This is a genomic window from Leifsonia sp. KNZ12-8B, from assembly GCF_056755495.1.
In genome coordinates, this window is sequence record NZ_JBPGXM010000005.1 from 1 (window position 1) to 24,022 (window position 24,022).

The window sequence follows — 24,022 nt, forward strand, 5'->3', positions numbered from 1 at the left end:
GGCCCCCCCCCCGCGGCCCCCCCGGGGGGGCCCCCCCCCCGGCCCCCCCCCCCCCCCCCCCCCCCCCCCCCCCCCCCGGCCGCGGGGGGGGGGGGGGCGGGGGCCCCCCCCCCCTTCGATCCCGCGGGAGCGCGGCTACTTGCCGGCTGCCGGCGTCGGGAAGGTGACAGAGCCGCTGTCGCCGGCGTCCGAGACCGCCGCGGCGACGAAGGCCTTGAACTGCTCGGCGTCGGTGAAGCCGCCCTGGTAGCGCTCGCCGTTCACGAAGACCGTCGGCGTGCCGAAGCTGCCCGTGGTGGGGTTGACGAGCTGCTTGTCCTTGACCGCGGCCTGCGTGCGGTTGGTGATGAACTTCGCGTACGTCTGGTCGTTGACGCACTTCGTGATCGCGTCGGACTCGACGCCCGCATCCTTGAACACCTTGAGGATCTCGGCGTTGGTGAGTCCGCTGCCCGTCTGCTCGTCCGGCTGGTTGGCGAACAGCGCGCTGTTGACGTCGAAGAACTTGTTCGGCTCGGAGTTGGCGACGCAGGCCATCGCGGCGGCCGCCCTGGTCGAGTACTCGTTGTTCTGCGCCGAGTCGAGGATGGCGACCGGGTGGATCTCGAGGGTCGCGTTCCCGTCCGCCATCAGCTGCTTCATCTGGTCGGAGTTCGTGGTCTCGAACTGGTTGCAGTACGGGCACTGGTAGTCGAGCCAGATCTGGATGTGCGCCGTCTTGCCGTCGAGCGTCTGCTTGGTCGCGGTCGGCTCCTCGCCGGACGCGATCGCCGGCGTGGTGACGGCCTGGTCGGCCTTCTGGAGGAGGATGCCGCCGCTCAGCATGTTCTTCGGGTTCGCGACGTTGCTGGAGGCGCTGACGCTGGTGAAGATGACGACGCCGATGATGGCGAGCACCGCGACGATGCCGACGATCACGGAGCTCTGCACGATCACCTTGCGGCGCTTGGCCTTCTTGGCGGCCTCTTCGCGCATCTTCCTGGCGGTCTCCCGCGCCTCTTCGCGGCGATCCCGCTTGGACGGGCTGGACGCCCCTCTCCCCGTTGCCATTCAGCTCATCCCATCGACAGGTGACAATTCCCTGTCGATCGTAGGGGGGAATTGCTTTGAAGCGGCTGTGCCGGAGGGTCAGACGGCGGTGCGGACCGCCCCCGTTCGGGGCGTTGTTATGCGATTCGACCGACCGCCAGACTCGTGCGCGAGCATGAGGAGGGCGCGATGGGTGCGCGGCAGTTGGGCAAGAAGGGCTGGGCGGGGATCGGACTCGGCGCCGTCCTGGTCCTGATCATCGGGATCTCGGCGAATGCGGCGGCGCACAGCGGCGACGACACGGCTGCGGAGGTCGGAGAGGCGCAGACCGTCGCAGCCTCGGCCGAGAGCACCAAGCCGACCCCGACTCCGACGCCGACTCCGACCCCCACCCCTGTGGTCACGACCGTGACGGAGGAGGTGCCGGTCGCCTTCGCCGCCACAACCGTGGAGGACCCCAACCGCGACGTGGGGATCAGCGAGGTGACGACGGCGGGTCAGAACGGCGTCACCACCCGCACGTGGCGCGTGACGACGGTCGATGGTGTCGAGACCGGCCGCGAACTCGTGTCCGAGGTCGTGACGACCCCGCCCGTGGACCAGGTGACGAGTGTCGGCACGAGGCAGCCGGCGCCTCCGCCGCCTCCTGCCGCGCCGCCCGCACCATCGGGCTGCGACCCGAACTACGGCGGATGCGTGCCGATCGCCTCTGATGTCGACTGCGCGGGCGGCAGCGGCAACGGCCCCGCCTACGTGCAGGGGCCCGTCCAGGTCATCGGCGAGGACATCTACGATCTCGATCGCGACGGTGACGGGATCGGCTGCGACGCATAGCCGATCCCGTCGGAGCGACCCCTTACGCCTCCGTCAGCGCCCGCGCCGTCGCCTCCTGGCGGCCGAGCGGGACCAGGCGGGTCAGCTGGGTGACGTGGGCGGGGGTGAGCTCCTCCAGCGTCGACACCTCCAGCAGCTTCATCGTGCGGACGAGCTGGTCGGTGAGGATCTGGATGGTGCGGTCGACGCCGGCGCGGCCGCCGGCCATCAGGCCGTACAGGTAGGCGCGGCCGATCAGCGTGAACTTCGCGCCGAGGGCGTACGCGGCGATGATGTCTGCGCCGTTCATGATGCCGGTGTCGATCGCGACCTCGGTGTGCGCGCCGACCTCCTTCACGACCTCCGGGAGGAGGTGGAACGGGATGGGCGCGCGGTCGAGCTGGCGGCCGCCGTGGTTGGAGAGCACGATGCCGTCGACGCCGAGGTCGACCAGCTTCTTCGAGTCCTCGACGTTCTGCACGCCCTTCACGACGATCTTGCCCGGCCACATGCTGCGGATGATGTCGAGGTCCTCGAAGCTGATCGACGGGTCCATCGCGGCGTTCAGCAGGTCGCCGACCGTGCCTCCGGTCGAGGAGAGGGACGCGAACTCGAGCTTCGGGGTGGTGAGGAAGTCGTACCACCACCACGGCCGCGGGATGGCATTGATGATCGTGCCGAGGGTGAGCTGCGGCGGGATCGAGAAGCCGTTGCGCTTGTCGCGGAGGCGGGCGCCCGCGACCGGGGTGTCGACCGTGAAGAAGAGGGTGTCGAACCCGTTGGCGGCGGCGCGCTTGACGAGCTCGTACGAGATCTCGCGCTGGCGCATGACGTAGAGCTGGAACCAGTTGCGGCCGTTCGGGTTCGCCGCCTTCACGCCCTCGATGGAGGTGGTGCCGAGGGTGGAGAGGGTGAACGGGATGCCCGCGGCCCCGGCCGCACCGGCTCCGGCGACCTCGCCCTCGGTCTGCATGAGGCGGGTGAAGCCGGTGGGCGCGATGCCGAACGGGAGGGCGGAGGGGCCGCCCCAGATCGTGCACGAGGTGTCGACCGTCGACACGTCGCGCAGGATCGACGGGTGGAACTCGATGTCCTGGAAGGCCTGGCGGGCGCGCGCCAGCGACAGCTCGCCCTCCGCGGCACCCTCGGTGTAGTCGAACGCGGCCTTGGGGGTGCGGCGCTTCGCGATGCGCTGGAGGTCCTCGATGGTGAGGGCGTTCTCGAGCCGGCGCTTCTTGAGGTCGAGCTCGGGCTTCTTGAACTGCATGAGCTCGAGGAGCTCGACCGGCTTGGGGAACTGGCGGTTGACCATGTGCGTGCCTAACGGTGTTCGTGGACGGGGGACGGGGACGCGGCGGAGGCCGTGACGGGGGAGGCGTCGCGGTAGTAGCCGCTGATGTGGTCGTGGATGCGGGTGCGGGCGGCGCCCGGGTCGCCGGCGGTGATCGCCTCCAGCACCCCGCGGTGCTCGGCGCGGAGGCGGCCGGCCATCGCCGCCCAGTCGTCGACGCGCGCGGCGCCGGCGAGCACGTAGCCCTCGATGGAGCTGCGCAGCCCGGACATCGTCGCGGCGACGACCGTGTTTCCGGAGGCGTCGGCGAGGGCGAGGTGGAACTGGGCGTCGAGCGCGAGGAACTCCTGGGGCGTGAGCGCCGCGTCGTCCATGGCGTCGAGGAGGTGGCGGGCGTCGTCGAGGTCGGCGCGGCCGGCCGTCCCGCCCGCCCGTTCGGCGAGGTCGGCGGCGACTGCGGTCTCGAGGAGCAGCCGGGTGCGGACCACGTCGGCGACCGGGAACCCGCTGGCCGCGACCTGCAGCCGCATGAGGGCCTGCATGCCGCCGCCGGGGCGGGCCACGATGATCGCGCCGGAGCTCGGGCCGGAGCCGGTCTGCGTGCGGACGAGACCCATCGCCTCCAGCACCCGGATCGCCTCGCGGACGCTGGAGCGGGCGACGCCCAGGTCGGCGGCCATGGCGCGCTCGGCGGGGAGGTGGTCGCCGGGGCGGAGGCGGCCGTCGACGAGCTGCGCCTCGATGTGGGCGAGCACGCCCTCCCAGGCCTTCGGCTCTGTCGTCACGCGCGCCTCCCGCGTCATCACTGTGGTCCGACCATGTGGTCCGACCACACTACCACGCGGGCGCGGGCCTCAGTCGGCGGCAGGGGAGGCGGAGAGCTCCACGTCCTCGACGCGGGCGTGCGGCATCGCGAGGGCGGCGACGATCGTCAAGGCGGCGACGATCGCCGTGGCGACGAAGACGGCGGTGGAGGCGGCCTGCACGGTGCCCGGGTCGTGTTCACCCCCGGCCGAGCCGGCGATGATCGCGTTCGCCACCGCGCCGAACACGGCGACACCGACGGCGCTGCCGATCGAGCGGGCGAACATGTTCGTCCCGGTCACCACGCCGCGCTCGTTCCACGGCACGCTGGACTGGGCCGCGATGAGGGTCGGCGTCGCGACCAGGCCCATCCCGAGTCCGACGACGAAACAGCTGATCGCCACCCACGCCACGCTGGGCTGGAGCGACGTCGCCGCCAGCGCAGCGGCGCCGATCACCGCCAGGGTGGTGCCGATCAGGGCGGTGCTCCGGAAGCCGATACGCAGGTAGAGGCGTCCCGACTGGCTCGCCGCCAGCGGCCAGCCGAGGGTCAGGGCCGCCACGGCGAGGCCCGCGACCAGCGGCGCTGAGCCGATGGTCCCCTCCAGGTAGGTCGGCACGTACGACGTCAGCCCGATCAGGATGGCGCCGATGCCCAGCGACACGATCGTCGTCGTGAGCAGGAGCCGGCGGGAGAGCACCCACAGTGGAAGGACCGGCTCGGCCGCCCGCCGCTCCACCAGCACGAACGCCACGAGCAGCAGTGCACCGAGGCTGAAGGCGCCGATGCTCCATGCCGAGTCCCACGCCCACGCCTGGCCGCCTTCGAGCACCGCGAGGATCAGGAGGCTCATCCCCGCGGTCAGGAGGATCGAGCCCGCGTAGTCCACCCGGTGGCGTCGGCGCTCGATGCTCTCGTGGAAGGTGCGGATCAGCATCCAGGCCGCGAGGATGCAGAGCGGCACGTTGACGAAGAAGATCCACCTCCACGACAGGAACTGCGAGAACACCCCGCCGAGCGTCGGCCCGACCACCGAGGAGATGGCCCACACGCTGGCCAGGTAGCCCTGTGTCTTCGCGCGCTCGGCGACGGTGTAGATGTCGCCGGCGATCGTGATCGACATCGGCTGGATGGCGCCGGCGCCGAGCCCCTGAACCGCTCGGAAGGCGATCAGCGCGGGCATGCTCCACGCGAACCCGCAGAGCACCGACCCGAGCAGGAACAGGGCGATGCCGACGAGCACGATCGGCTTGCGCCCGACCGTGTCGGCCAGCTTGGCGTACACCGGCACCGACACCGCCTGGGCGAGCAGGTAGATGGAGAACAGCCAGGGGAACTGCGCGAAGCCGCCCAGGTCGCTCACGATCGACGGCACCGCGGTCGCCAGGATCGTGGAGTCGATGGCCACGAGGCCCGTCGTCAGCATGAGCGCGATGAGGATGGGGCCGCGTTCCGATCGGAAGCCGACGCTCGCCCGGGTTGGTTCGTTCACACGGGTCAACAACATGCGCGACCTTCGCGCGCATTCCCGGCTTGACGTGAAAGAAGTCTTTCGCAATACTCTGAAACATGTCTTTCGAATCGCGCCCCGAGCAGCGCCGCACGGTCACCGACCCGCGCGCCCTCCGCGCCCTCGCGCATCCTCTGCGCATCGCGCTGCTCGACCACCTGATGTCGTTCGGCCCGCGCACGGCGAGCGAGTGCGCCGAGGTCATCGGCTCCACCCCCTCCAACTGCAGCTACCACCTGCGTGCGCTGGCGCGCTTCGGACTCGTGGAGGCGGTGGAGGCCGCGGACGGCCGCGAACGCCCCTGGCGCTCGGTGTCGACCGGCCTGAGCTACGGCGACACGGACAACCCGGACGCGGAGCTGGGCTCCGGCACGATCGAGCGCGCCCTGGCCGACCGCCAGGTCGACGACGAGGCCGCCCTCGTCCACCGCGCCATCGCGCAGCGCGACGAGCAGCCGCGCGAATGGCGCGAGGCGACGATGCTCTCCGGCTACGCCCTGCGGCTCACGCCCGCCGAGCTGCGCGCGCTGGGGGAGAAGCTGGATGCGCTCATCCGCCCGTACATCGCTCTCACGCGCGTGGACGCGCCGTCCGATGCGGACGTGGTCGCCCTCCACCTGAACGCCTTCCGGCACCCCGACGCGCTCGCCGTGGCCCGTGCCCAGGACGACGCCGCCCAGGACGACGCCCAGGAGGCCGCGGAATGAGCAGCCGTCACCTCCTCCTGCGCCGCGACTACGGGCTGCTGTGGTCGGCCGGACTCGTCTCGGACACCGGCGACTGGCTGCTGATGATCGCGCTTCCGCTGTTCGCGTTCTCGGCGACGGGGTCGGCGCTCGGCGCCTCCACCGTCTTCCTGGCGGAGCTCGTGCCGATGCTGCTGCTCGGCAGCCTGCTCGGCGTGCTCGTCGACCGCTGGGACCGCCGCCGCACGATCATCGTCGTCGCGCTGCTGCAGGCGGCTGCCCTGCTCCCTCTCCTCGCCGCCTCCGCCGACCGGATGGGCATCGTCTATGCGGTGGCCGCCGTGGAGGCGGTGCTCGGCGCGATCATCAACCCGGCACGTCAGGCGATCGTCCCCGGCATCGTCGGCGCGGAAGAGCTCGGCGCCGCGAACGGCCTGATCGCCGTCAGCGACAACCTCGCCCGGCTGGTCGGCTCGCCGCTGGGCGGCGCTGCCTTCGCCTTCTGGGGCCTCGGCGGCATCGTGCTGGTGGATGCGGCGACCTTCGTCGCGACCGCCCTCCTGGTGCTCGGCACCCGGCGCGGCATCGGCCGGGCGCCGGTGCAGCAGGCGGGGGAGGAGGCCGTGGGGCATGCCGAGCGCCGCCTCCTGCACGAGTGGGTGGAGGGGCTGCGCACCCTCCTGTCGTCCGGCACGCTGCGCACGATGACCCTCATCGCCGTGCTCGCGGGCGCCGCGCAGGGCATCTTCCTCGTCCTCTTCATCGTGTACCTGACGGACGACGTCGGCGCGGGCGACGCGGGCGTCGGGCTGGTCCGCGGCCTCCAGGCGGTCGGCGGTGTGCTCGGCGGCCTCGTGACCGGGAGGCTGCTGCGCCGGTTCGGTGCGCGCGCCGTGGTCGGCGTCGGCTTCCTGGTCTTCGCCGCGCTGCTGCTGGTCACCTGGAACCTCGCGCCGGTCACCACCGTGCTCGCCGTCTACGCCGGCCTCTTCATCGCGATGGGCATCCCGGCCGTCGCCACCGGCACCGGCGAGATCACGATCGTGCAGAGCGCGACGCCTCCCGCCGCCCTCGGCCGCGTGATCGCCGCCGTGACGACACTGGGCGGCGCGGCGCAGGGCGTCGGCCTGCTGCTCGGCGGAGCGCTCGCGGAGACGGTCGGCGCCGTCCCTGTGCTCGACGCGCAGGCGGCCCTGTACGCACTCTGCGGGGTGCTCGCCCTGGTCCTCCTGCGCGGACACGGGAGGCCGCGCGATCCGCTGCGCTCGCCCGCCGCCGAGGTCACGCAGCCGAGCGCGGCATCGTAGCGGATCGCCGCGAAACCCGCCCGAATTGCCCGGGTTTCCTGGGTCGGGCACGTAGGGTGTCCGTGTGTGGCGACTGGATAGGAAGACGGAGGACGACGCGATGGCGTCGGACCTCAGGGACGACGACGCCCTGCATCCCGCCGGCAACACGACCGCTCCGCACATGCTGAGCCTCGGCGATCCGGCCCTCACCGCCGGCAACATCGCCGAGCCGGTGTGGCAGCGCTGGCGCGACGAGATCGCGGCGATCGGGGGCACCTCCCCGCTGCTCCACTTCGAGGACGGCCCCCGCACCCGCATCGAGCTCAGCACCACGCACCCGGGCGGTCTGCCGCAGTTCATCACGGGCAAGAGCACCCTGCTGTCGAGTCTCATCCGCGACGAGCTGGCGCTGCGCACCGCGCGCGCCGCCGCCAATGCGATCACGGCCAAGGGCATCGAGCTGCGCTCCGTACGCGGCATCGAATCGGTGCACCTGGCGATCGGGCTGGCGCAGTGGAGGCACGGCGGCGACGAGTTCTTCGCCCCGATCCTGCTGCGCCCGCTCGCGATCCGCCGCTACGGCCGCGACTTCGAGCTCAAGCTCAAGGGTCAGCCGTTCCTCAACCCGCAGCTGGCGGAGGCGCTCGCCGAGCAGTTCCAGATCACCCTCGACGCCGACGCTTTCGTGGCGCTCGCCGTGCAGAACGGCGTGTTCAAGCCGCAACCGGTCATCGACCGCCTGCGTGGGCTGACCTCCCACCTGCCCTGGTTCAACGTGCAGCCGCGGCTCGTCGTCTCGTCGTTCGCCGACGTCGCCCCGGCGCTGCGTGCCGAGGCCGACGACCTCGACGCCGTGATGCTGGATGCGCTGGCCGGCAACCCGACCGCGCGCACGACGGTCGAGAGCGCCTTCAACCCGGTGGACCCGATCAAGCAGGACGAGCGCCCGCCCGCGACCGACACCCTCCTCCTCGACGCCGACGAGGCGCAGGAGAACGTCGTCGCCCAGATCGCCGCCGGCAACTCCATCGTCGTGAAGACGCTGCCGGGCACCGGCGGCACGCAGACCATCGTCAACGCCATCGGCGCGCTGGTCGGCCAGCACAAGCGCGTGCTCGTCGTGACCCCGCGCCGGTCGAGCCTCGACGACATCGCGCAGCGGCTCGCGCGCGCGGGCCTCCCGGGCCTCGCCGTCACGCCGCGCACGCTGCGCCGCGACCTCATCCAGGCCATCGGCCGCAACGAGAAGGCGGAGCAGCCGCGCGTCACCGATGTGGACGAGGCGCTGGTCCGCCTCCGCAAGGTGCTGCTCGACTACCGCGCCGCGCTGACCCGCCGCGACCCCGTGCTCAAGGTGTCGGTGCTGGATGCGCTGCGCGAGCTGTCGCACCTGTCGCTGCTGCCGGCGCCGCCCTCCACCACCGCCCGGCTCGGCCGCCGCTCGATCGAGGCGCTCGCGCACGACCGCGCCTCGGCCGCCGACGCGCTCATCCGCGCCGCGCGCCTGGGCGAGTTCCGCTACGGGCCCAACGACTCGCCGTGGTACGGCGCCTCCTTCACGACGACGGAGGAGGGCAAGGCCGCGCACGAGCTGGCCAAGAAGCTGAACCGCGCCGAGCTGCCGCGCCTCATCGACCGCGCCAACGCCCTCATCGGGCAGACCAGGATGCGGCCGTTCGAGTCGATCGCCGAGCTCGGCGTCTACCTGCGGCTCCTCGCCGACATCCGCGAGACCCTCGACCGCTTCACCCCGGCGGTGTTCGACCGCTCGCTGGCGGAGCTGATCGCGGCCACCTCCTCCCGCCGCGAGTCCCCGGCGATGTCCGGAGCCAACCGCCGGCGCCTGCGCAAGCTCGCGCTGGAGTACGTGCGGCCCGGCGTGCACGTCACGGACCTCAACGAGAGCCTGCGTCGCATCCAGCAGCAGCGCATCCTCTGGAACCGGTTCGCCGTCGCCGGTGTGGTTCCGGAGGTGCCGGTCGGCATCGCGGACGTGCAGGTCGCCTACCAGCGCGTCGCGGAGGACCTGGCCCGCCTCGACATCCCGCTGCGCCGCACCGGCACTCCGAACTCGCTGGCCGCGCTGCCGATCGAGATCCTCACCCGCCAGATCGCGGGCCTCGCCGCCGAGTCGGAGGTGCTCGCCAACCTGCAGGAGCGGACCGCGCTGCTCGGCCAGCTGCGCGAGCTCGACCTCGACCCGCTGCTGTCGGACCTCTCCATCCGGCACGTGCCGGAGACGCAGGTGAGCGCCGAGCTGGAGCTGGCGTGGTGGCAGTCCGTCCTCGAGACGCTGCTCGCCTCCGACCGCGCCCTGCTCAGCGCCAACACCAGCGTGCTCGACCGGCTGGAGGCCGACTTCCGGCTCGTCGACGAGGCGCACGCCTCCGCCACCGGCAAGCAGCTCGCGTGGATGCTCGCCGAGACCTGGAAGATCGGCATCGTGGACTGGCCGGACGAGGCCGCCGCGCTGAAGCGCCTCCTGACCACCGAGAACCCGACCGCGCAGTCGCTGAACGCCGCCGCGCCGCACCTGGCACGGCCGTTGGCTCCGGTGTGGCTGGTCTCGCCGTACGAGGTCCCCGACATCAGCGGGGAGGTGTCGTTCGACGCCGTGCTGCTGGTCGACGCGGGCGCCTCCAGCCTCGCCGAGAACGTCCCGGTGCTGCGCCGCGCCAAGCAGGTCGTCGCGTTCGGCGACCCGGTCACGCAGACCCCGTCGCGGTTCGACATCGGCGTGCACGAGTACGGCACGACGGTCGACGCCGACGACCTCGACGCGATGCACGCGGACTCCGCGCTCGCCCGGCTCTCCGAGCTGCTGCCCGTCTATACGCTGACGCGCAGCTACCGCGCCGGCGGCGAAGACCTCGCCGAGCTCGTCAACCGCCGCTTCTACGGCGGGATGATCGACTCGTTCCCGTGGGCGGGCACCTTCCTCGGCCACGGCAGCCTCGCGCTGCACTACGTGACCGGCGGCCAGGGCATGCCCGACACCGACACCGGCGCTGTGGAGAGCACCGACGCCGAGGTCGCGACCGTCGTCGACCTCGTGCTCAAGCACGCGACCGAGCGGCCGCGCGAGTCGCTCATGGTCATCACCGCGAGCGAGCGGCACGCCGTGCGCGTCAACCAGGCGGTGCTGGCCGCCTTCTCCAAGCGCAGCGAGCTCGCCGACTTCATCCTGGGCGACCGGGCGGAGCCGTTCACCGTGGTCACCCTCGACCAGTCGGTCGGCCAGAGCCGCGACCGCGCGATCTTCAGCATCGGCTACGGGCGCACGCCGCACGGCCGCCTGCTGTCGAACTTCGGCGCGCTGGCCGAGCCCGGCGGCGACCGCCTGCTGGCCGTCGGGATGACCCGCGCACGCCGCGGCATGGACATCGTGTCGTGCTTCAAGCCGGAGGACATCGACGAGTCGCGCATGCGGCACGGCATCGCGGCGCTGGCCCAGGTGCTGGGGGAGGCCGACCAGCTGCAGGCGGCGGCGCCCGAGTACCTCAGCCACGACGCGGACCCGATGGTGCTCGACCTCGCCAAGCGCCTGGTGCGCCGGGGTCTCGACGTGCACCTCGGCTACCGCGGCAAGCTGACGCTGGTCGCGTCGCATGGCGGCCGTGCGGTCGCGGTCGAGACCGACGAGGATGTCAACAAGGGCAGCCTCCGCGAGTCCCTCCGCCTGCGCCCCGACGTGCTGCGCCGCCTCGGCTGGCACTACCTCCGGGTGCACAGCTTCGAGCTGTTCGCCGACCCGGACGCGGTCGCCACGCGCATCGCGAAGCTGATCGGAGCGGAGGTCGGCACCGAGACGGCGCCGATCACGATCCCGGTCGGCTGAGCGCCGTTACCCTGGAGGGGTGACCTCCGACCGCGACCAGCGCACCGTCTCCGGCGATCCGGCGCGCCCGCGGCGCAGCCGCCGCGTGCAGCGGCCGGGCGCGCCCGGAGCGGACCCGACGCCGGCGCTGCCGGCCGCGCCCGAGCCGGCCGCGACCGACAGCGACCACACCCCGTCGTTCGGATCGAACGACGAGCGCCTGCGCCGCGACGTCCCCCCGCACTGGTGAGCGGCCCCGCCCCGAGACCAGACCAGGGCACGATTTGCCCCAAATCGCGGTTATCAGCGCCGCATAACCGCGATTCGGCGCAAATCAGCGGGACTAGATCTGGGGGTCGGCGTGCTTGCCGGTGCCCTGCGGCGGGGTCTGCTGGGTGGCGAGGAGGTCGCGGATCTCGGTGAGCACGTCCAGCTCGGTGACCGGGGCCTCCGGCTCGACGACGCCCTTCTTGCGGAGGCGCTCCGCGCGCTTGCGGACCTCGTTGATCGGGTAGACGAAGACGAAGTACACCACGACCGCGACGATCAGGAAGTTGATGATCGACGCGACGACGGCGCCGAACTTGACCTGTGCGTCGCCGATGGTGAGCGTGAGCGCGTTGTCCAGGCTGTCGCTCATCGACAGGGCGCCGATCAGCGGGTTGAAGATGTTGGTGACGATCGAGTTCACGACCGCCGTGAACGCGGCGCCGATGACGACCGCGACGGCCAGGTCGATCACGTTGCCGCGGAGGATGAACTCCTTGAAACCCTTGAGCATGACCGGTCCTTTCTGCAGGAGGGGTGGTGCTGACTAGGCGGCGGACCCCGCGGAGGAGGACGACGACCCGGACGACGAGGACGACGAGGAGGAGGACGACGAGGACGACGATCCCGACGAGGACGACGAGCCCGATCCCGACGAGGACGACGAGCCCGATCCCGACGAACCCGACCCCGCCCCCGCCTTCGTCCCCCGCGAGTCGGTGCGGTAGAACCCGGACCCGTTGAAGGTCACGCCGACGGCGCCGAACACCTTGCGGAGCGAGCCGCCGCAGTTCGGGCACACCGTCAGCGCGTCGTCGGTGAAGGCCTGCTGGATGTCGAAGGCGTGGCCGCAGTCGCGGCACTGGTAGGAGTAGGTGGGCATCTGCTTCCCGTGGTCGGTCGGGTCCGGAGTGGACCGGTGGGTCAGGAGAACTGGACGATCCGGGTCGGCGTCACGGCGCCGTCGACGGGCTGGTCGTGCCGCTCGCGCGGGACCTCGTCCACGAGCTCGCCGTCGTAGAGCACGGCGTAGACCGGAGGACATTTTTCCATGCTGCCGAGCGTCTTGTCGAAATAGCCGCGGCCCCAGCCCATCCGCATCCCGCTCGCATCGACGGCCGCCGCTGGGACGAGGATGAGGTCGACATCGTTGATCGCGATCGGGCCGAGCAGCTCGCCGACGGCCTCCGGCATCCCGAACAGGCCCTCGGTCTCGGTCTCGCCGTCGCCGGTCGTCCAGTCGAGCAGGCCGTCCTCGCGCGAGATCGGGAGCAGCACGCGCAGCCCCTGGACGTGCGCCCAGTTGAGGAACGGGCGGGTGTCCGGCTCGATCGGCGTCGACAGGTAGGCCGCGACCGAGCGGGCGGAGAGATCGGTCGCCAGGTCCACCAGGTTGCGGGTCAGCCCCGCGGTGGCGCCGGAGCGCTCGGTCGACGTGAGGTTCTGCCTGCGTTCGCGGAGCTCGGCGCGGAGCGCCCGCTTGCGGTGCTCGGCGGTATCCGGGTCCATACCGCAATCCTAGAAGACCGAGCCTGTGACCGCCGGAAATGCGGATACTGTAGGCGGCATGGCAAACCACGTGACGAAAGCGGTCATCCCTGCGGCGGGTCTGGGCACCCGGTTCCTCCCGGCGACGAAGGCGATGCCGAAGGAGATGCTTCCGGTGGTGGACAAGCCGGCCATCCAGTACGTCGTCGAGGAGGCCGTCGACGCCGGCCTGCACGACGTGCTCATGGTGACCGGCCGCAACAAGAACGCGCTGGAGAACCACTTCGACCGCAACGCCGAGCTCGAGGACACCCTGCAGAAGAAGGGCGACACCGACCGCCTGCAGAAGGTCAACTACTCCACCTCGCTCGCCGACGTGCACTACGTGCGCCAGGGCGACCCCAAGGGCCTCGGCCACGCGGTGCTCCGCGCCAAGATGCACGTGGGCCGCGAGCCGTTCGCGGTGCTCCTCGGCGACGACATCATCGACCACCGCGACCCGCTGCTGACCCGCATGCTCGACGTGCAGCACGAGCTCAACACCACGGTGGTCGCGCTCATGGAGGTCGACCCCGACAGCATCCACCTCTACGGCGCCGCCGCGGTCGAGCCCACCGACGAGGACGACGTCGTGCGGATCACCGGCCTGGTCGAGAAGCCGGACAAGGAGCACGCCCCCTCCAACCTGGCCATCATCGGCCGCTACGTGCTGCGCCCCGAGGTGTTCGACGTGCTGGAGCGCACCGAGCCGGGCCGCGGCAACGAGATCCAGCTGACCGACGCCCTGCAGTCGATGGCCGAGGCGCCCGACTGGACCGGCGGCGTGTACGGCGTCGTCTTCCGCGGCCGCCGCTACGACACCGGCGACCGCCTCGACTACATCAAGGCCATCGTGCAGCTGGCCGTCGACCGCGAGGATCTCGGCCCGGAGCTGCGCCCGTGGCTGCGCGACTTCGCCGGCGGCCTGCAGGACGACCCGCAAGAGGTCGTCGAGGAGATGCCGGCCGAGCCGGTGCAGCCGGTGGAGCAGCCGGAGCCGGCCGAGAGCTGAGCGGAGCGCGGCGGAGGTACGGGAGACGGCGAAGGAGGAGTCCGTGGCGATCGTGATCCCCACGCTCGGCGAGGGCCGGGTGGGGTTGCGGCCCATCCGCCTGCGGGATGCGCGCGCGCTCGAGCGAGCGCTGCTCGACAACCGCTCGTGGCTGCGGCAGTGGGAGGCGACCAGCCCGTACTCGGCGGGCGCGTTCGACACGCGGGCGAGCATCCGCTCCCTGCTGGCGAACGCCCGCGCCGGCCACGGCCTCCCCTTCATCGTGGAGTACGACGGCGAGCTGGCCGGCCAGCTGAACGTGTCGTCGATCACCTACGGCTCGCTGTCGAGCGCGACCATCGGCTACTGGATCGCCGAGCGGTTCGCCGGGCACAACATCACCCCGACAGCCGTGGCGCTGGCGACCGACTACTGCTTCTACCAGCTCGGACTGCACCGGATGGAGATCTGCATCCGCCCCGAGAACGCGCCGAGCCTGCGCGTGGTCGAGAAGCTGGGCTTCCGGTACGAGGGACTGCGACGGCGCTACATCCACATCAACGGCGACTGGCGCGACCACTTCTGCTTCGGCCTGGTGTCGGAGGAGCTGACCCAGGGCGTGCTGCGGCGCTGGCTCGACGGCCAGGTGCCGGCGGACGCCGCGACGATCAGCGCGGAGGACCGTGCGGCCTCCAGCAACCCTCTGCCGGTGGCGCGCGTTCGCTGAACGTCGACTCGACGGCCGCTGAGCGGAAGACACACCCGTCCACCTGCCGGGGCCCGGCGCGTGCGGGCCTCTAGCGTAGAGGCATGAACGGGGATGTGATGGGCGGTGGGGTGGTCGTCGCCATCGCGGCCGCCCTCTGGGTGGCCTATCTGATCCCGGTGTGGCTGCGCCGGCGCGAGTACCTCGCGACGGAGCGCAACGCCGTACGGCTGCAGCAGACGCTGCGCATCCTGGCCGAGACGAGCGAGCTGCCCGACGAGGTGCGCATGGAGGCCACGGCCCGCACGGTCGCAGAGCAGCAGCGCATCCTGCGCAAGGCGGAGGAGAAGCGGATGGCCGTCGCCCGCGCCGAGGCCGCCGCCCACGCCCGTCGCGAGCAGGCGATCGCGGAGGAGCGTCGTCGTGCCGCCGAGGAGGCGGAGCGCGCCGCCGCCGAGGCCATCGCCGTCGAGCGCGCCGCCCGGGCCGCCGCCGCGCAGCGCGCGCGGGCGCTGTCCGCGTCGACCCGCGCCTCCAGCCTGTCTCCGCAGCGCCGCCGTCGGCTCCGTCGCGCGCGCGCCCTGAGCACGCTCGCACTCGTGGTCGCCGCGGTGGGCGTCGCCGCGGGGACCGCCCTCATGGCCTCCACCGGCGTCTGGCTGGTGCCCGCGCTGTCGGCCGCACTCGGTGTCGCCGCGGTCGGGATGCTCACCCGTCTGGCCCGTCCGCAGGAGGCTGCGCCCGCAACCTCCGTCGTGGCGCCGTACGCGCCTCCCGCGCCCGAGCTGTACGACGACGCCCAGCACGACCTGCCGGTGCAGGAGCGCCTGCGCCAGAGCTGGACGCCGCGCCCGCTCCCGAAGCCCCTCCACCTCTCGCCCGGGACCGTGGCCGCCGCCGCGATGGCGTCGATCGACGCGGCCACCGAGCTGCGCCGCGCCGCCGCCCGTGCGGACTTCGAGCGGAAGGCGGCGGAGGTCGCCCCGCCGGCCCCCGCGCCCGTGCCGTTGCGTCCGGTGGCCGTAGCGACGGGGTCCGCCGAGATTCCTGCCGCGTCCGCGGCGCCCGTCTCGCCGGTCGCGCCTGCGGCCCCGGTCGCTCCCGTCGCTCCCGTCGCCGAGGCGCCCAGCCGTTACGCGAGCATGGGCATCCTCGACGCGATGGACGACCGCGCCCTCGACCTGGACGCCGTCCTCCGGCGTCGCCGGGCGGCGAGCTGAGCGGTGCTCGATTTCGATCTGACCGGGATCGGGTGCTATTGTTTCTAAGCAGTTCCCCGGGGCTATGGCGCAGTTGGTAGCGCGCTTCGTTCGCATCGAAGAGGTCAGGAGTTCGAATCTCCTTAGCTCCACCACAGAGTCCGGAAGGCCACCCGAGAGGGTGGCCTTCCGGCGTTTCCGGGCTCTAGATTGTGCTCGTGGAAGAGGCGACGGCCGGCCGCGAGGCGCTCGACGCGCTGGCGGCGGAGTACGCGGACGACCCGCGCGTCCGCTTCGGCACGATGTTCCGCAGCCCGGGCCTCCGTGTCGACGGCAAGATCTTCGCCTTCCTCGGTCACGGTGACGGGCTCATCGGGAAGCTCCCGCGTGACCGCGCCGTCGCGCTGATGACGGCGGGCGTGGCGCACGACGTCACCATGGGCACGCGCACGATGAAGGAGTGGGTGGCCCTGCCTCCCGACACGGCGGAGGGCTGGAGCGGCTACGCGCGCGAGGCATACGCGTATGTGCGTGCGCTCGCGGACGGGAGCGAGATGCAGCGGCCGGACACGGCGATCGACTGACCGATCGGCGGCCCTACTCGGTCGCCTGTCGGTCGTAGCGGGATCGTGCTTCGGCGATCGCCTCCCGGTGCGACAGCGACCAGTCGGCGAGGGCCTTGACCAGGTGAGTGAGACTGGCCCCCGTCTCGGTCAGCCGGTAGTCGACCTGGGCGGGGACCGTGGGGTACACGGTGCGCAGCACGAGGCCATCGCGCTCGAGGCGTCGCACCGTCACGGTGAGCATGCGTTGTGAGATGCCGTCGATCGCTCGCTGGAGCTCACGGAAGCGCCGGGGACCGGAGGCGAGTTCGACGATGACCAGCACCGACCATTTGTCGCCGACGCGGTCGAGCACATCCCGGATCCCGCAGTCGGGATGATCCTGCGAACCGCAGGGCTCCAGATCGGCGGCGTCTGGTCTGACGCGGGGGGTTACCGCGGTGTGCGTGGCGGACATTGAAGTGCCTCCTTGTGCGGGCCGGACCCGGGTCTGAGGATGAGTTCCGGTGACCGGCTGGTTACCAACGATAACCACCTCGAAGGACTCTGCATGATTCTCGTCACCGGTACCAGCGGGCAACTGGGCTCCCTGACCCTCCAGCATCTCCGCGGCCGGCAGACGCCCGCCATCGGGGCGAGCAGGACGCCCGGACCGGCGGGACGGGCGATGAGTTTCGACGACCCGGCCACCCTCGACCTGCGCGATGTCACGACGCTCGTGCTGGTGTCGGCGGGCTACGCCGAGGACGACGTCGTCATCGCGCGACACCAGCGCGTCGTCGAAGCCGCTCGCCGCGATGGTGTCGAGCACATCGTCTACACCAGCGTCGTGGGCGAGGGCGACCACCTCGGGTTCGCACTGGCTCACCGCGCGACCGAGCGGATGATCACGGCCAGCGGCATGGCGTGGACGATCCTGCGCAACGGGCTGTACGCCGAGTTGATCGGCGACCTCCTCGGCTGGCAGGACGGCGTGCTGCAATCACCGTTCGGTGAGGGGAGGGTCGCCGCCCCTGCGCGCGACGACCTCGCCCGCGCGGCGGCCACCGTCGCACTGTCGCCCGAGCGCCACAGCGGACGGATCTACGAGCTCACCGGGCCAGCGTTCGGGATCGTGGGCATCGGACACGTGCTGGATGCCTCGATCCACGACCTGTCCGTGGGCGACTACCGCGACCAGCTGACGTCATCGCCCGGCCTGCTGCCGTTCCAGGCTCCGATGCTGCTGAGTATCGCCACGGCGATGCGGCACGGCTTCCTCTCCACCCACCACAGCGACCTCGCCGGCCTCCTGGAGCGGGAGCCCCAGGACGGACTCGGCGTCGCTGCGGCGGCGGCAGCCTCCGCTCGGGCCGCTTAGACGACCAGCAGCACCGCCAGCACCAGCATCAGCACCGCGATGCCCGCGTCGAGCACGCGCCACGCCACCGGCCGGGCGAAGACCGGTGCGGCGAACCGGGCTCCGAATCCCAGCAGGGTGAACCAGAGCAGGCTCGCGGTCGCGGCTCCCGCGCCGAACACCCAGCGGCCGGGATCGCCGTGCGCGGCCGACAGCGAGCCGATGAGGAGGACCGTGTCGAGGTACACGTGCGGGTTCAGCCACGTGATCGCCAGGCAGGTGCCGACCGCGGCGAGCAGGGAGGTGGCGGTGCCGTTCGCCGCGGTCAGGGCGCCCGGCTTCAGCGCCCGGCGTGCCGCGACGACCGCATAGCCCACGAGGAAGGCGAAGCCCGCCCACCGCACGATCTCGAGGGCCAGCGGAGCGCTCTTCACCAGCGCGCCGATCCCGGCGACGCCCGCCCCCATCAGCACCGCGTCGCTGAGCACGCAGATGACGACGATCGGGAGCACGTGCTCGCGCCGCAGCCCCTGCCGCAGCACGAACGCGTTCTGCGCGCCGATCGCGACGATGAGGGAGGCGGAGGAGCCGAGGCCGGCCAGGAAGGTGCCGAGAGCGCTGCTGAACATCGATTCGACGCTACGGGGTGCTTCCGATCAAGTACAGCTCATGATTCTTACTGTGCATTAGCATCACTGTCGATGGATGCGAACGCCGAGCACCTCCGGACCCTGGCCGCCGCGGTCGATCACGGCACCTTCGACCGGGCCGCCGTCGCGCTGCGCATCACGCCGTCCGCCGTCAGCCAGCGGGTGCGGGCGCTGGAGGAGCAGAGCGGCCGCGTGCTGCTGCGGCGCAGCAAGCCGATCGAGCCGACGGAGGCGGGCCGCGTGCTGCTGCGCCTCGCCCGGCAGCTCGCCCTGCTGGAGGCCGAGGCCGCCGCCGAGCTGGCGGGGGAGGAGGGCGCCACCGCGAGCATCCCGCTCGTGATCAACGCCGACTCGCTCGCCACCTGGGCGCTGCCCGCTCTCGCCGCGGTGCCGGGACTCGCGTTCGACATCACGCTCGACGACCAGGAGCACACGCTCGACCGGCTGCGGGACGGCACCGCGATGGCCGCGATCAGCTCCGACCCCGAGCCGGTGCAGGGCTGCACGGTGTCCCCGCTCGGCTCGATGGTCTACCGGCCGGCGGCGAGCCCGGCGTTCGTCGAGCGCTGGGCGCCCGAGGGATGGACGCGGGAGGCCGCCGCCGCCGCGCCGATGCTGGTCTTCGACCGCAAGGACGCCCTTCAGGACCGCTACCTCGACCGCTTCGCACCCGGCGCACGCCCGCCCCGGCACTACGTGCCCGCGTCGACCCAGTTCGTCGCCGCGGCCGAGCTCGGCCGCGGCTGGGGGATGCTGCCGGACCTCCAGGCCGCCGGCCTGGTCGCCGACGGCCGCCTCAGCGTGCTCGACGAGGAGGGCGCCGTCGAGGTGCCGCTGTACTGGCACCAGTGGTCGCTGCGCTCCTCCGCGCTCAGCGCCGTCGCCGACGCCATCGCCGCCGAGGCGGCAGGCAGCCTGCGGCCTACAGCGTCGCGAGCACGAGGTCGAGCGCGTCCGCGAAGCGGTCGGCGCTCTCGCGCGTGATGCAGAGCGGCGGCTTGATCTTGAGCACGTTCTTGAAGTCGCCGGTCGGCTGCACGATCACACCCTCGGCCAGGAGGCGGTCGCAGACCAGGTGCGCTTCGGCCGTGGCCGGTTCCAGCGTCTCGCGGTCGCGCACGAGCTCCACCCCGAGGTAGAGGCCGAGGCCGTGGACCGCGCCGACGAGCGGGTGCCGCTCGCCCAGCTCGCGCAGCCGGGCCGCGAGGTGGTCGCCGACCGTCGCCGCGTTCTCCTGCAGGTGCTCGTCGCGCATGATGTCGAGGACCGTCAGGCCGACGACCGCGCTCACCGGGCTGCCGCCCGCTGACGAGAAGAAGCTGCCCTCCGCCGCGAACGACTCGGCGATCTCCCGCCGGGTGATGACCGCGCCGAGCGGCTGCCCGTTGCCCATCGCCTTCGCCACCGTGATCACGTCGGGGATGACGCCCTGCTGCTCGGAGCCCCAGAAGTAGTGGCCCATCCGGCCGTAGCCCACCTGCACCTCGTCGGCGATGCAGACGCCGCCGCGGGCACGGACGCGCTCGTAGACGCCGGCCAGGTAGCCGTCGGGCAGCATGACGCCGCCGGCGTTGCCGAACACCGGCTCGGCGATGTACCCGGCGATCCCGATGCCGGCCGCGTCCAGCTCGGCCAGGTCGGCGTCGAGCTCGGCGAGGTAGGCCGGTCCTGAGCCGGCGCCGCGGTGGGCGCCGTGGAAGATGTTGGGGGAGGAGACGAGCTTCACCCAGTCGGGTCGCGTCTCCAGCGCCCGCGGGTTGTCGCCGAGCGACGACGTGACCGCGTCGGCGCCGACGGTCCAGCCGTGGTACGCCTCCTTCACCGCCAGGATGGTCCGGCGGCCGGTGTGCGTCTGCGCCAGGCGGAGGGCGAGGTCGACCGCCTCCGAGCCGCTGTTGACGAGGAACACGGTGTCGAGGCCCTCCGGCGCGATCGCGGCGAGCCGCTCGGTGAACCGCGAGAGCTCGTCGTAGTGGAACCGGGAGTTGGTATTCAGGCGCGCCCACTGGTCGCGCACCGCCTCCACCAGCCGAGGATGCCCGTGGCCGAGCTGCGTGACGTTGTTCACCATGTCGAGGTAGCTCTGCGCCCGGGTGTCGAGCAGGTGGTGACGCCAGCCGCGCTCGATCAGCGGCGGCTCGGTGAAGTAATGCTCCTGCACCTGCGCGAACGTCGCATCCCGCCGGGCGAGCGACGCGGCCGGGTCCGGCTGGGGCGCGGCGAGGGCCACCCCGAACAGGGCGGACGGGTCGGGCGAGATGGCGCTCCACCGCTCGACGGGAACGGCCGGCGTGACCAGCGCGGGCGGACGCCACCCGCGCAGCCGGCTGAGCTGCACGGTGAGCCGCACCGCCGTGCCGAGCTCGTCGCCCGCGGCCACGGTGGCGGTCGTCAGCGGGCGGCTGAGGCCGTCGAGCCACAGCTCCAGGCCGTCGCCGCGCAGCAGCCACGCGCCGCCGACGAGGGCGAGCTCGCCGGAGAAGGGGGCCAGCACGGGCACGCCCTCCGGCGCCTCCAGCGTCACGGCGAGGGCGATGGTGGCGGAGGCGGAGGTGCGGTTCACCCGCGCACGCGTCAGGCGCGCCTCGCCGTACCGGGTGACGGCGTGGCCGGCCTCGCGGCAGACGCGGGCGAGCACGGCCGCCTCGGCGCCGTCCTGGAGCCAGGCGCCGGCGTCCTGGTCGCGGCCCAGCACGGAGAGATCGGTGAGGTTGCGCCCGGTGGTCTCGAGCGCGACCAGGCGGCCGAGCGCGGGAGGCTCGGTCGCCGCCGCCACCTGCAAGCGGCCGCGGATCAGCGCCTCCACCTCGGTCGCGTCGAGGCGGCGGGCGACGTCGAAGGCGACCCATTCGTGCGCGCGGTTCTCGTCCGCATAGGCGTTGTCGCCGTCGAGCGCGACCTGCTGCTCGCCGCTGACGACGAGCACGGCGCCGCGCAGCACGACCAGCGGCCACAGCGCGGCCAGGTCGGCGTCGTCGAGCGGGGACTCGGCGTGGAAGGCCGCCACGACCTCCAGCACGGCGTCGATCGGAGCGTCGGGGACGTGATGCAGCGCGCTCGTGACGGTCGCGGCGAGCTCGGCGACCAGCCAGCCGTCGGCCACATCGCCGAAGTCGATGACGCCGGGGCCGCCCTCGCCGAGCACGATGTTGTCGTCGGTCACGTCGCCGTGCACCGCCTGGACCCGCAGCCGCGAGCGCAGCGGCTCCAGGCGGGCGAGGGCGTCGTCGGCGGCGCGGCGGACGACCGCGCGCTTGGCCGGCTGCTCCACGTGCTCCAGCAGCAGGTCGATGACCTCGCCGCTGACCCGGGCGTCCCACTGGGTGGTCCGGTCGAGGCCGGGGTGGCGCAGCTCCGACAGCCCGGCCGCGACCGTGCCGGCGAGCGCGCCGAGGGTCCGCAGCTGCTCCCGCGTCGGCCGCGCGACGCCGGTCAGCGGGTCGCCGTCGAGGTAGCGCAGCACGCGGGCGAGGAGCGTGCGGCCCTGCGCCTCCACCTCCACCAGGTCGTCGCCGTCGAGCGAGCGGATGACCTCCGGGATGCGGATGCCGGAGCCGGTGAGGGCCGCCAGCGCCGCGTTCTGCGCCCGCAGCTCGTCGGCCGAGAAGACCGGGTTGGCCAGCTTGAGCACGTACCGGTCGTCGCCGGTGTCGACGAGGAAGTTGCGGTCCTGCTGGCTGCCGAGCTCGGTCACCCGCCCGTGGAGGCCGAACCGCGCGGCGGCGATGGCGACGGCGTCGTCGGCCGTGACGTCGGGGCGCGGGAGCGAGGGCTGAGCGAGGAAGTCGAAGTTCGGCACGGAGCACTCCAGGAGGGTGGCGACAGGTCGCCAGCGACAGGCCGCTGCGACAGTCCGGTGCGACAGGTGAGGCCAGTCTAATGAGGAGGTGCCGCCCACCTCGCACCCAGGCAACGCACGGGGCCTCCCCGTAGCATCAACGGGTGAAATCCTGGAGGACAGCGGCGCTGGCGTTCGTGCTGGACGCGGCCCTCGTCCTCCTCTTCGTCCTCATCGGCCGGCGCAGCCACGGCGAGAGCGCGGGCGTCTCCGGGCTGCTCACGACGCTGTGGCCGTTCCTCATCGGCCTGGTCGTCGGCTGGCTCGTGACCTGGGCCTGGACGCGGCCGCTCGCCATCGTCTGGCCGGGCATCCCGATCTGGCTGATGACGGTCGCGCTCGGCATGCTGATCCGCACGGCCTGCGGGCAGGGCGTGCAGCCGAGCTTCATCGCGGTGGCCGCGGTGGTGCTCGGCGTCTTCCTCGTCGGCTGGCGGCTGGTCGCGCTGCCGTTCGCCCGGCGGCGGAGGCTGCGGCAGGACACGGCCTCGGTGACCGCGGTGCGCTGACGGCGACCGTCAGAACGGCGCCGCGACGCCCGTCGCCGAGTGATGGGCCTTATCGCCGGAGCTTGACAAGGTCGAGTCCGTGCGGCGATACGACGGCTGACTGACTCGCGGCGGTGAAGAGGCGTGAGACTCAGGCGGCGAGGTGGCGGCCCGAGTCTCAAGCACTCAGCTGCGACGCCTTGCCCGAGCGAAGAGCATGTTACCCACAAACGCGATCGCCGCCACGAACAGCGGGACCACGATCGTTTCCCAGACGGGCCATCCGACACTCGTTCCGAAGAACGCGAGCACGACTCCGACAGTAACTGCGAGGAGCAGACTCGCGCCGAGAATGCTGCCCTGCTTCGCGTCGTTTGCGCTCATGTTAGACATTCTAGTTCCCCTTTAGCTAAGCACGCAGACTACAGATGTCGCGACGTAGGTCGCCGCCATTGCGGTGGCAAGTCCACCAGCGGTTACAACGTCGACACCAGGAATCCAGACCGTCACAAGCGCGACCACCCCTCCAGTCCCGCCAACGACAAGCGCCGCGGCCGATCCCTGGTGGTTGCAGTCTGAGATCTTCTTCAACGCGGCATTGGTGTTGCTCGCAGAAACAAGCGTTCCATTCGCCATCACCTTGACGCTCTTGGTGGTGGACGACCACCCGGCCCCCTTCGCGCCGACTGAGAAGCGATAGGCCTTACCTCCCGTTGCAGATCTGTAGGGGAAGTTGGCATAGGAAATGTTGATCGACGTCGAGGTGGTCGTGAAGCCCGCGTACGGACCCGCGTATCCATCACGGGACACGATGACGGTGTACAACGTAGCTCCGGGGACAGCGCTCCACCCGACTGTCGCACTCTTGGTGTACAGATTCACGTGGACGTTCGAGGGTGCTGCACCAGCCGCATTCGCTGCATGAGCTCCTGCTCCTAGCACCATGGCAAGAATCAGGGCGCCAATTGCCCCTAGCCGTTTGAAAGTACGCATCGTTCAATGCTCCGTTCTTCCTTGAATGGAGTGGACGGAGTTTGCGACCCGTCGCCGGCGCGATCCTTGTCCTCGACCCTGCACGTAACTCGCGCTGGCTCGAGTCTGTCGATCGGCCGTAGCCGGCGGCCGAGTCAATAACGCATTTGCGGGGCCGCGTGCGTCAGGTTGAGTGCCTTTCTCCGACCTGGAAGCAGACGCGCGGTGGAATCTCGGTAGGT

General features: G+C 71.7%; 24 protein-coding genes and 1 tRNA gene. 13 read left to right on the forward strand and 12 right to left on the reverse strand.

Annotated features, from left to right (window positions below):
- Window positions 1–135: 135 nt before the first annotated feature.
- Complete coding sequence (locus ACR9ZG_RS01295) at window positions 136–1,050, reverse strand: DsbA family protein (protein WP_481283011.1); 915 nt, start codon at window positions 1,048–1,050, stop codon at window positions 136–138.
- A 168-nt stretch (window positions 1,051–1,218) separates the two neighbouring features.
- On the opposite strand from ACR9ZG_RS01295, the gene ACR9ZG_RS01300 reads away from it, so the two are divergent.
- A complete protein-coding gene (locus ACR9ZG_RS01300; protein WP_481283012.1) occupies window positions 1,219–1,863 on the forward strand; it encodes a G5 domain-containing protein in 645 nt (214 codons plus the stop codon).
- A 22-nt stretch (window positions 1,864–1,885) separates the two neighbouring features.
- Here the strand turns inward: ACR9ZG_RS01300 and ACR9ZG_RS01305 are convergent, their stop codons facing one another.
- From ACR9ZG_RS01305 to ACR9ZG_RS01315, 3 genes are all read right to left on the reverse strand, one after another.
- The gene (locus tag ACR9ZG_RS01305; protein ID WP_481283013.1) at window positions 1,886–3,154 is read right to left on the reverse strand and encodes an alpha-hydroxy acid oxidase; all 1,269 of its coding nucleotides are present in this window, start codon (window positions 3,152–3,154) and stop codon (window positions 1,886–1,888) included.
- Window positions 3,155–3,162: 8 nt separating this feature from the next.
- Window positions 3,163–3,918, reverse strand: a complete 756-nt coding sequence (locus ACR9ZG_RS01310; RefSeq protein ID WP_481283014.1) for a FadR/GntR family transcriptional regulator — start codon at window positions 3,916–3,918, stop codon at window positions 3,163–3,165.
- 69 nt (window positions 3,919–3,987) lie between these two features.
- On the reverse strand, window positions 3,988–5,430 hold the full coding sequence (locus tag ACR9ZG_RS01315; protein WP_481283015.1) for an MDR family MFS transporter: 1,443 nt from the start codon (window positions 5,428–5,430) through the stop codon (window positions 3,988–3,990).
- A gap of 77 nt (window positions 5,431–5,507) precedes the next feature.
- Here ACR9ZG_RS01315 and ACR9ZG_RS01320 point away from each other — a divergent pair, with 77 nt between their 5' ends.
- The 4 genes from ACR9ZG_RS01320 to ACR9ZG_RS01335 all read left to right on the forward strand — a co-directional run bounded on the left by ACR9ZG_RS01320 (window position 5,508) and on the right by ACR9ZG_RS01335 (window position 11,490).
- Window positions 5,508–6,155: an ArsR/SmtB family transcription factor gene (locus tag ACR9ZG_RS01320; RefSeq protein WP_481283016.1), complete on the forward strand. Its 648-nt coding sequence runs from the start codon at window positions 5,508–5,510 to the stop codon at window positions 6,153–6,155.
- Entirely contained in the window at window positions 6,152–7,441 is a 1,290-nt protein-coding gene (locus ACR9ZG_RS01325) for an MFS transporter (RefSeq protein ID WP_481283017.1), read from the forward strand. The genes ACR9ZG_RS01320 and ACR9ZG_RS01325 overlap by 4 nt, the downstream gene beginning before the upstream one ends.
- 100 nt (window positions 7,442–7,541) lie before the next feature.
- Window positions 7,542–11,261, forward strand: a complete 3,720-nt coding sequence (locus ACR9ZG_RS01330) for an AAA family ATPase (protein ID WP_481283018.1) — start codon at window positions 7,542–7,544, stop codon at window positions 11,259–11,261.
- 19 nt (window positions 11,262–11,280) lie between these two features.
- Window positions 11,281–11,490: a hypothetical protein gene (locus tag ACR9ZG_RS01335; protein ID WP_481283019.1), complete on the forward strand. Its 210-nt coding sequence runs from the start codon at window positions 11,281–11,283 to the stop codon at window positions 11,488–11,490.
- Between the two features lie 93 nt (window positions 11,491–11,583).
- Here the strand turns inward: ACR9ZG_RS01335 and mscL are convergent, their stop codons facing one another.
- Genes mscL through ACR9ZG_RS01350 form a run of 3 tightly spaced genes read right to left on the reverse strand, consistent with a single transcriptional unit; the run spans window position 11,584 to window position 13,016 of the window.
- A complete protein-coding gene (gene mscL / locus ACR9ZG_RS01340) occupies window positions 11,584–12,021 on the reverse strand; it encodes a large-conductance mechanosensitive channel protein MscL (RefSeq protein ID WP_481283020.1) in 438 nt (145 codons plus the stop codon).
- A gap of 33 nt (window positions 12,022–12,054) precedes the next feature.
- Window positions 12,055–12,390: an FmdB family zinc ribbon protein gene (locus ACR9ZG_RS01345; protein ID WP_481283021.1), complete on the reverse strand. Its 336-nt coding sequence runs from the start codon at window positions 12,388–12,390 to the stop codon at window positions 12,055–12,057.
- A gap of 41 nt (window positions 12,391–12,431) precedes the next feature.
- Entirely contained in the window at window positions 12,432–13,016 is a 585-nt protein-coding gene (locus ACR9ZG_RS01350) for a 5-formyltetrahydrofolate cyclo-ligase (RefSeq protein ID WP_481283022.1), read from the reverse strand.
- Window positions 13,017–13,074: 58 nt separating this feature from the next.
- Here ACR9ZG_RS01350 and galU point away from each other — a divergent pair, with 58 nt between their 5' ends.
- The 5 genes from galU to ACR9ZG_RS01375 all read left to right on the forward strand — a co-directional run bounded on the left by galU (window position 13,075) and on the right by ACR9ZG_RS01375 (window position 16,514).
- Window positions 13,075–14,046, forward strand: a complete 972-nt coding sequence (gene galU, locus ACR9ZG_RS01355) for a UTP--glucose-1-phosphate uridylyltransferase GalU (protein ID WP_481283023.1) — start codon at window positions 13,075–13,077, stop codon at window positions 14,044–14,046.
- Between the two features lie 43 nt (window positions 14,047–14,089).
- On the forward strand, window positions 14,090–14,752 hold the full coding sequence (locus tag ACR9ZG_RS01360) for a GNAT family N-acetyltransferase (RefSeq protein WP_481283024.1): 663 nt from the start codon (window positions 14,090–14,092) through the stop codon (window positions 14,750–14,752).
- A gap of 83 nt (window positions 14,753–14,835) precedes the next feature.
- Window positions 14,836–15,951, forward strand: coding sequence for a hypothetical protein (locus ACR9ZG_RS01365; protein WP_481283025.1), 1,116 nt, complete (start codon window positions 14,836–14,838; stop codon window positions 15,949–15,951).
- 58 nt (window positions 15,952–16,009) lie between these two features.
- A tRNA-Ala gene (locus ACR9ZG_RS01370) sits at window positions 16,010–16,085 on the forward strand.
- Between the two features lie 63 nt (window positions 16,086–16,148).
- On the forward strand, window positions 16,149–16,514 hold the full coding sequence (locus tag ACR9ZG_RS01375) for a hypothetical protein (protein ID WP_481283026.1): 366 nt from the start codon (window positions 16,149–16,151) through the stop codon (window positions 16,512–16,514).
- A gap of 13 nt (window positions 16,515–16,527) precedes the next feature.
- Here ACR9ZG_RS01375 and ACR9ZG_RS01380 read toward each other — a convergent pair whose 3' ends face one another.
- Window positions 16,528–16,950: a winged helix-turn-helix transcriptional regulator gene (locus tag ACR9ZG_RS01380; RefSeq protein ID WP_481283027.1), complete on the reverse strand. Its 423-nt coding sequence runs from the start codon at window positions 16,948–16,950 to the stop codon at window positions 16,528–16,530.
- A 93-nt stretch (window positions 16,951–17,043) separates the two neighbouring features.
- Here ACR9ZG_RS01380 and ACR9ZG_RS01385 point away from each other — a divergent pair, with 93 nt between their 5' ends.
- The gene (locus ACR9ZG_RS01385; protein ID WP_481283028.1) at window positions 17,044–17,853 is read left to right on the forward strand and encodes a Rossmann-fold NAD(P)-binding domain-containing protein; all 810 of its coding nucleotides are present in this window, start codon (window positions 17,044–17,046) and stop codon (window positions 17,851–17,853) included.
- On the opposite strand, the gene ACR9ZG_RS01390 is transcribed toward ACR9ZG_RS01385, so the two are convergent.
- Window positions 17,850–18,461 (reverse strand): LysE/ArgO family amino acid transporter, encoded by a 612-nt coding sequence (locus ACR9ZG_RS01390; RefSeq protein ID WP_481283029.1) that lies wholly within the window; start codon window positions 18,459–18,461, stop codon window positions 17,850–17,852. The two genes, ACR9ZG_RS01385 and ACR9ZG_RS01390, sit on opposite strands and share 4 nt — an antisense overlap.
- Before the next feature lie 72 nt (window positions 18,462–18,533).
- On the opposite strand from ACR9ZG_RS01390, the gene ACR9ZG_RS01395 reads away from it, so the two are divergent.
- Entirely contained in the window at window positions 18,534–19,466 is a 933-nt protein-coding gene (locus ACR9ZG_RS01395; protein ID WP_481283030.1) for an ArgP/LysG family DNA-binding transcriptional regulator, read from the forward strand.
- Here ACR9ZG_RS01395 and ACR9ZG_RS01400 read toward each other — a convergent pair.
- Window positions 19,405–22,281 carry an aminotransferase gene (locus tag ACR9ZG_RS01400; protein ID WP_481283031.1) on the reverse strand — a complete coding sequence of 959 codons (2,877 nt, stop codon included), beginning with the start codon at window positions 22,279–22,281 and terminating at the stop codon, window positions 19,405–19,407. The genes ACR9ZG_RS01395 and ACR9ZG_RS01400 overlap by 62 nt on opposite strands.
- A 143-nt stretch (window positions 22,282–22,424) precedes the next feature.
- Between ACR9ZG_RS01400 and ACR9ZG_RS01405 the strand changes: the two genes are divergently transcribed.
- Window positions 22,425–22,829 carry a DUF3054 domain-containing protein gene (locus tag ACR9ZG_RS01405; RefSeq protein ID WP_481283032.1) on the forward strand — a complete coding sequence of 135 codons (405 nt, stop codon included), beginning with the start codon at window positions 22,425–22,427 and terminating at the stop codon, window positions 22,827–22,829.
- A gap of 165 nt (window positions 22,830–22,994) precedes the next feature.
- Here the strand turns inward: ACR9ZG_RS01405 and ACR9ZG_RS01410 are convergent, their stop codons facing one another.
- The gene (locus tag ACR9ZG_RS01410; RefSeq protein WP_481283033.1) at window positions 22,995–23,192 is read right to left on the reverse strand and encodes a hypothetical protein; all 198 of its coding nucleotides are present in this window, start codon (window positions 23,190–23,192) and stop codon (window positions 22,995–22,997) included.
- Between the two features lie 21 nt (window positions 23,193–23,213).
- Complete coding sequence (locus tag ACR9ZG_RS01415) at window positions 23,214–23,633, reverse strand: hypothetical protein (protein ID WP_481283034.1); 420 nt, start codon at window positions 23,631–23,633, stop codon at window positions 23,214–23,216.
- Window positions 23,634–24,022 lie beyond the last annotated feature (389 nt).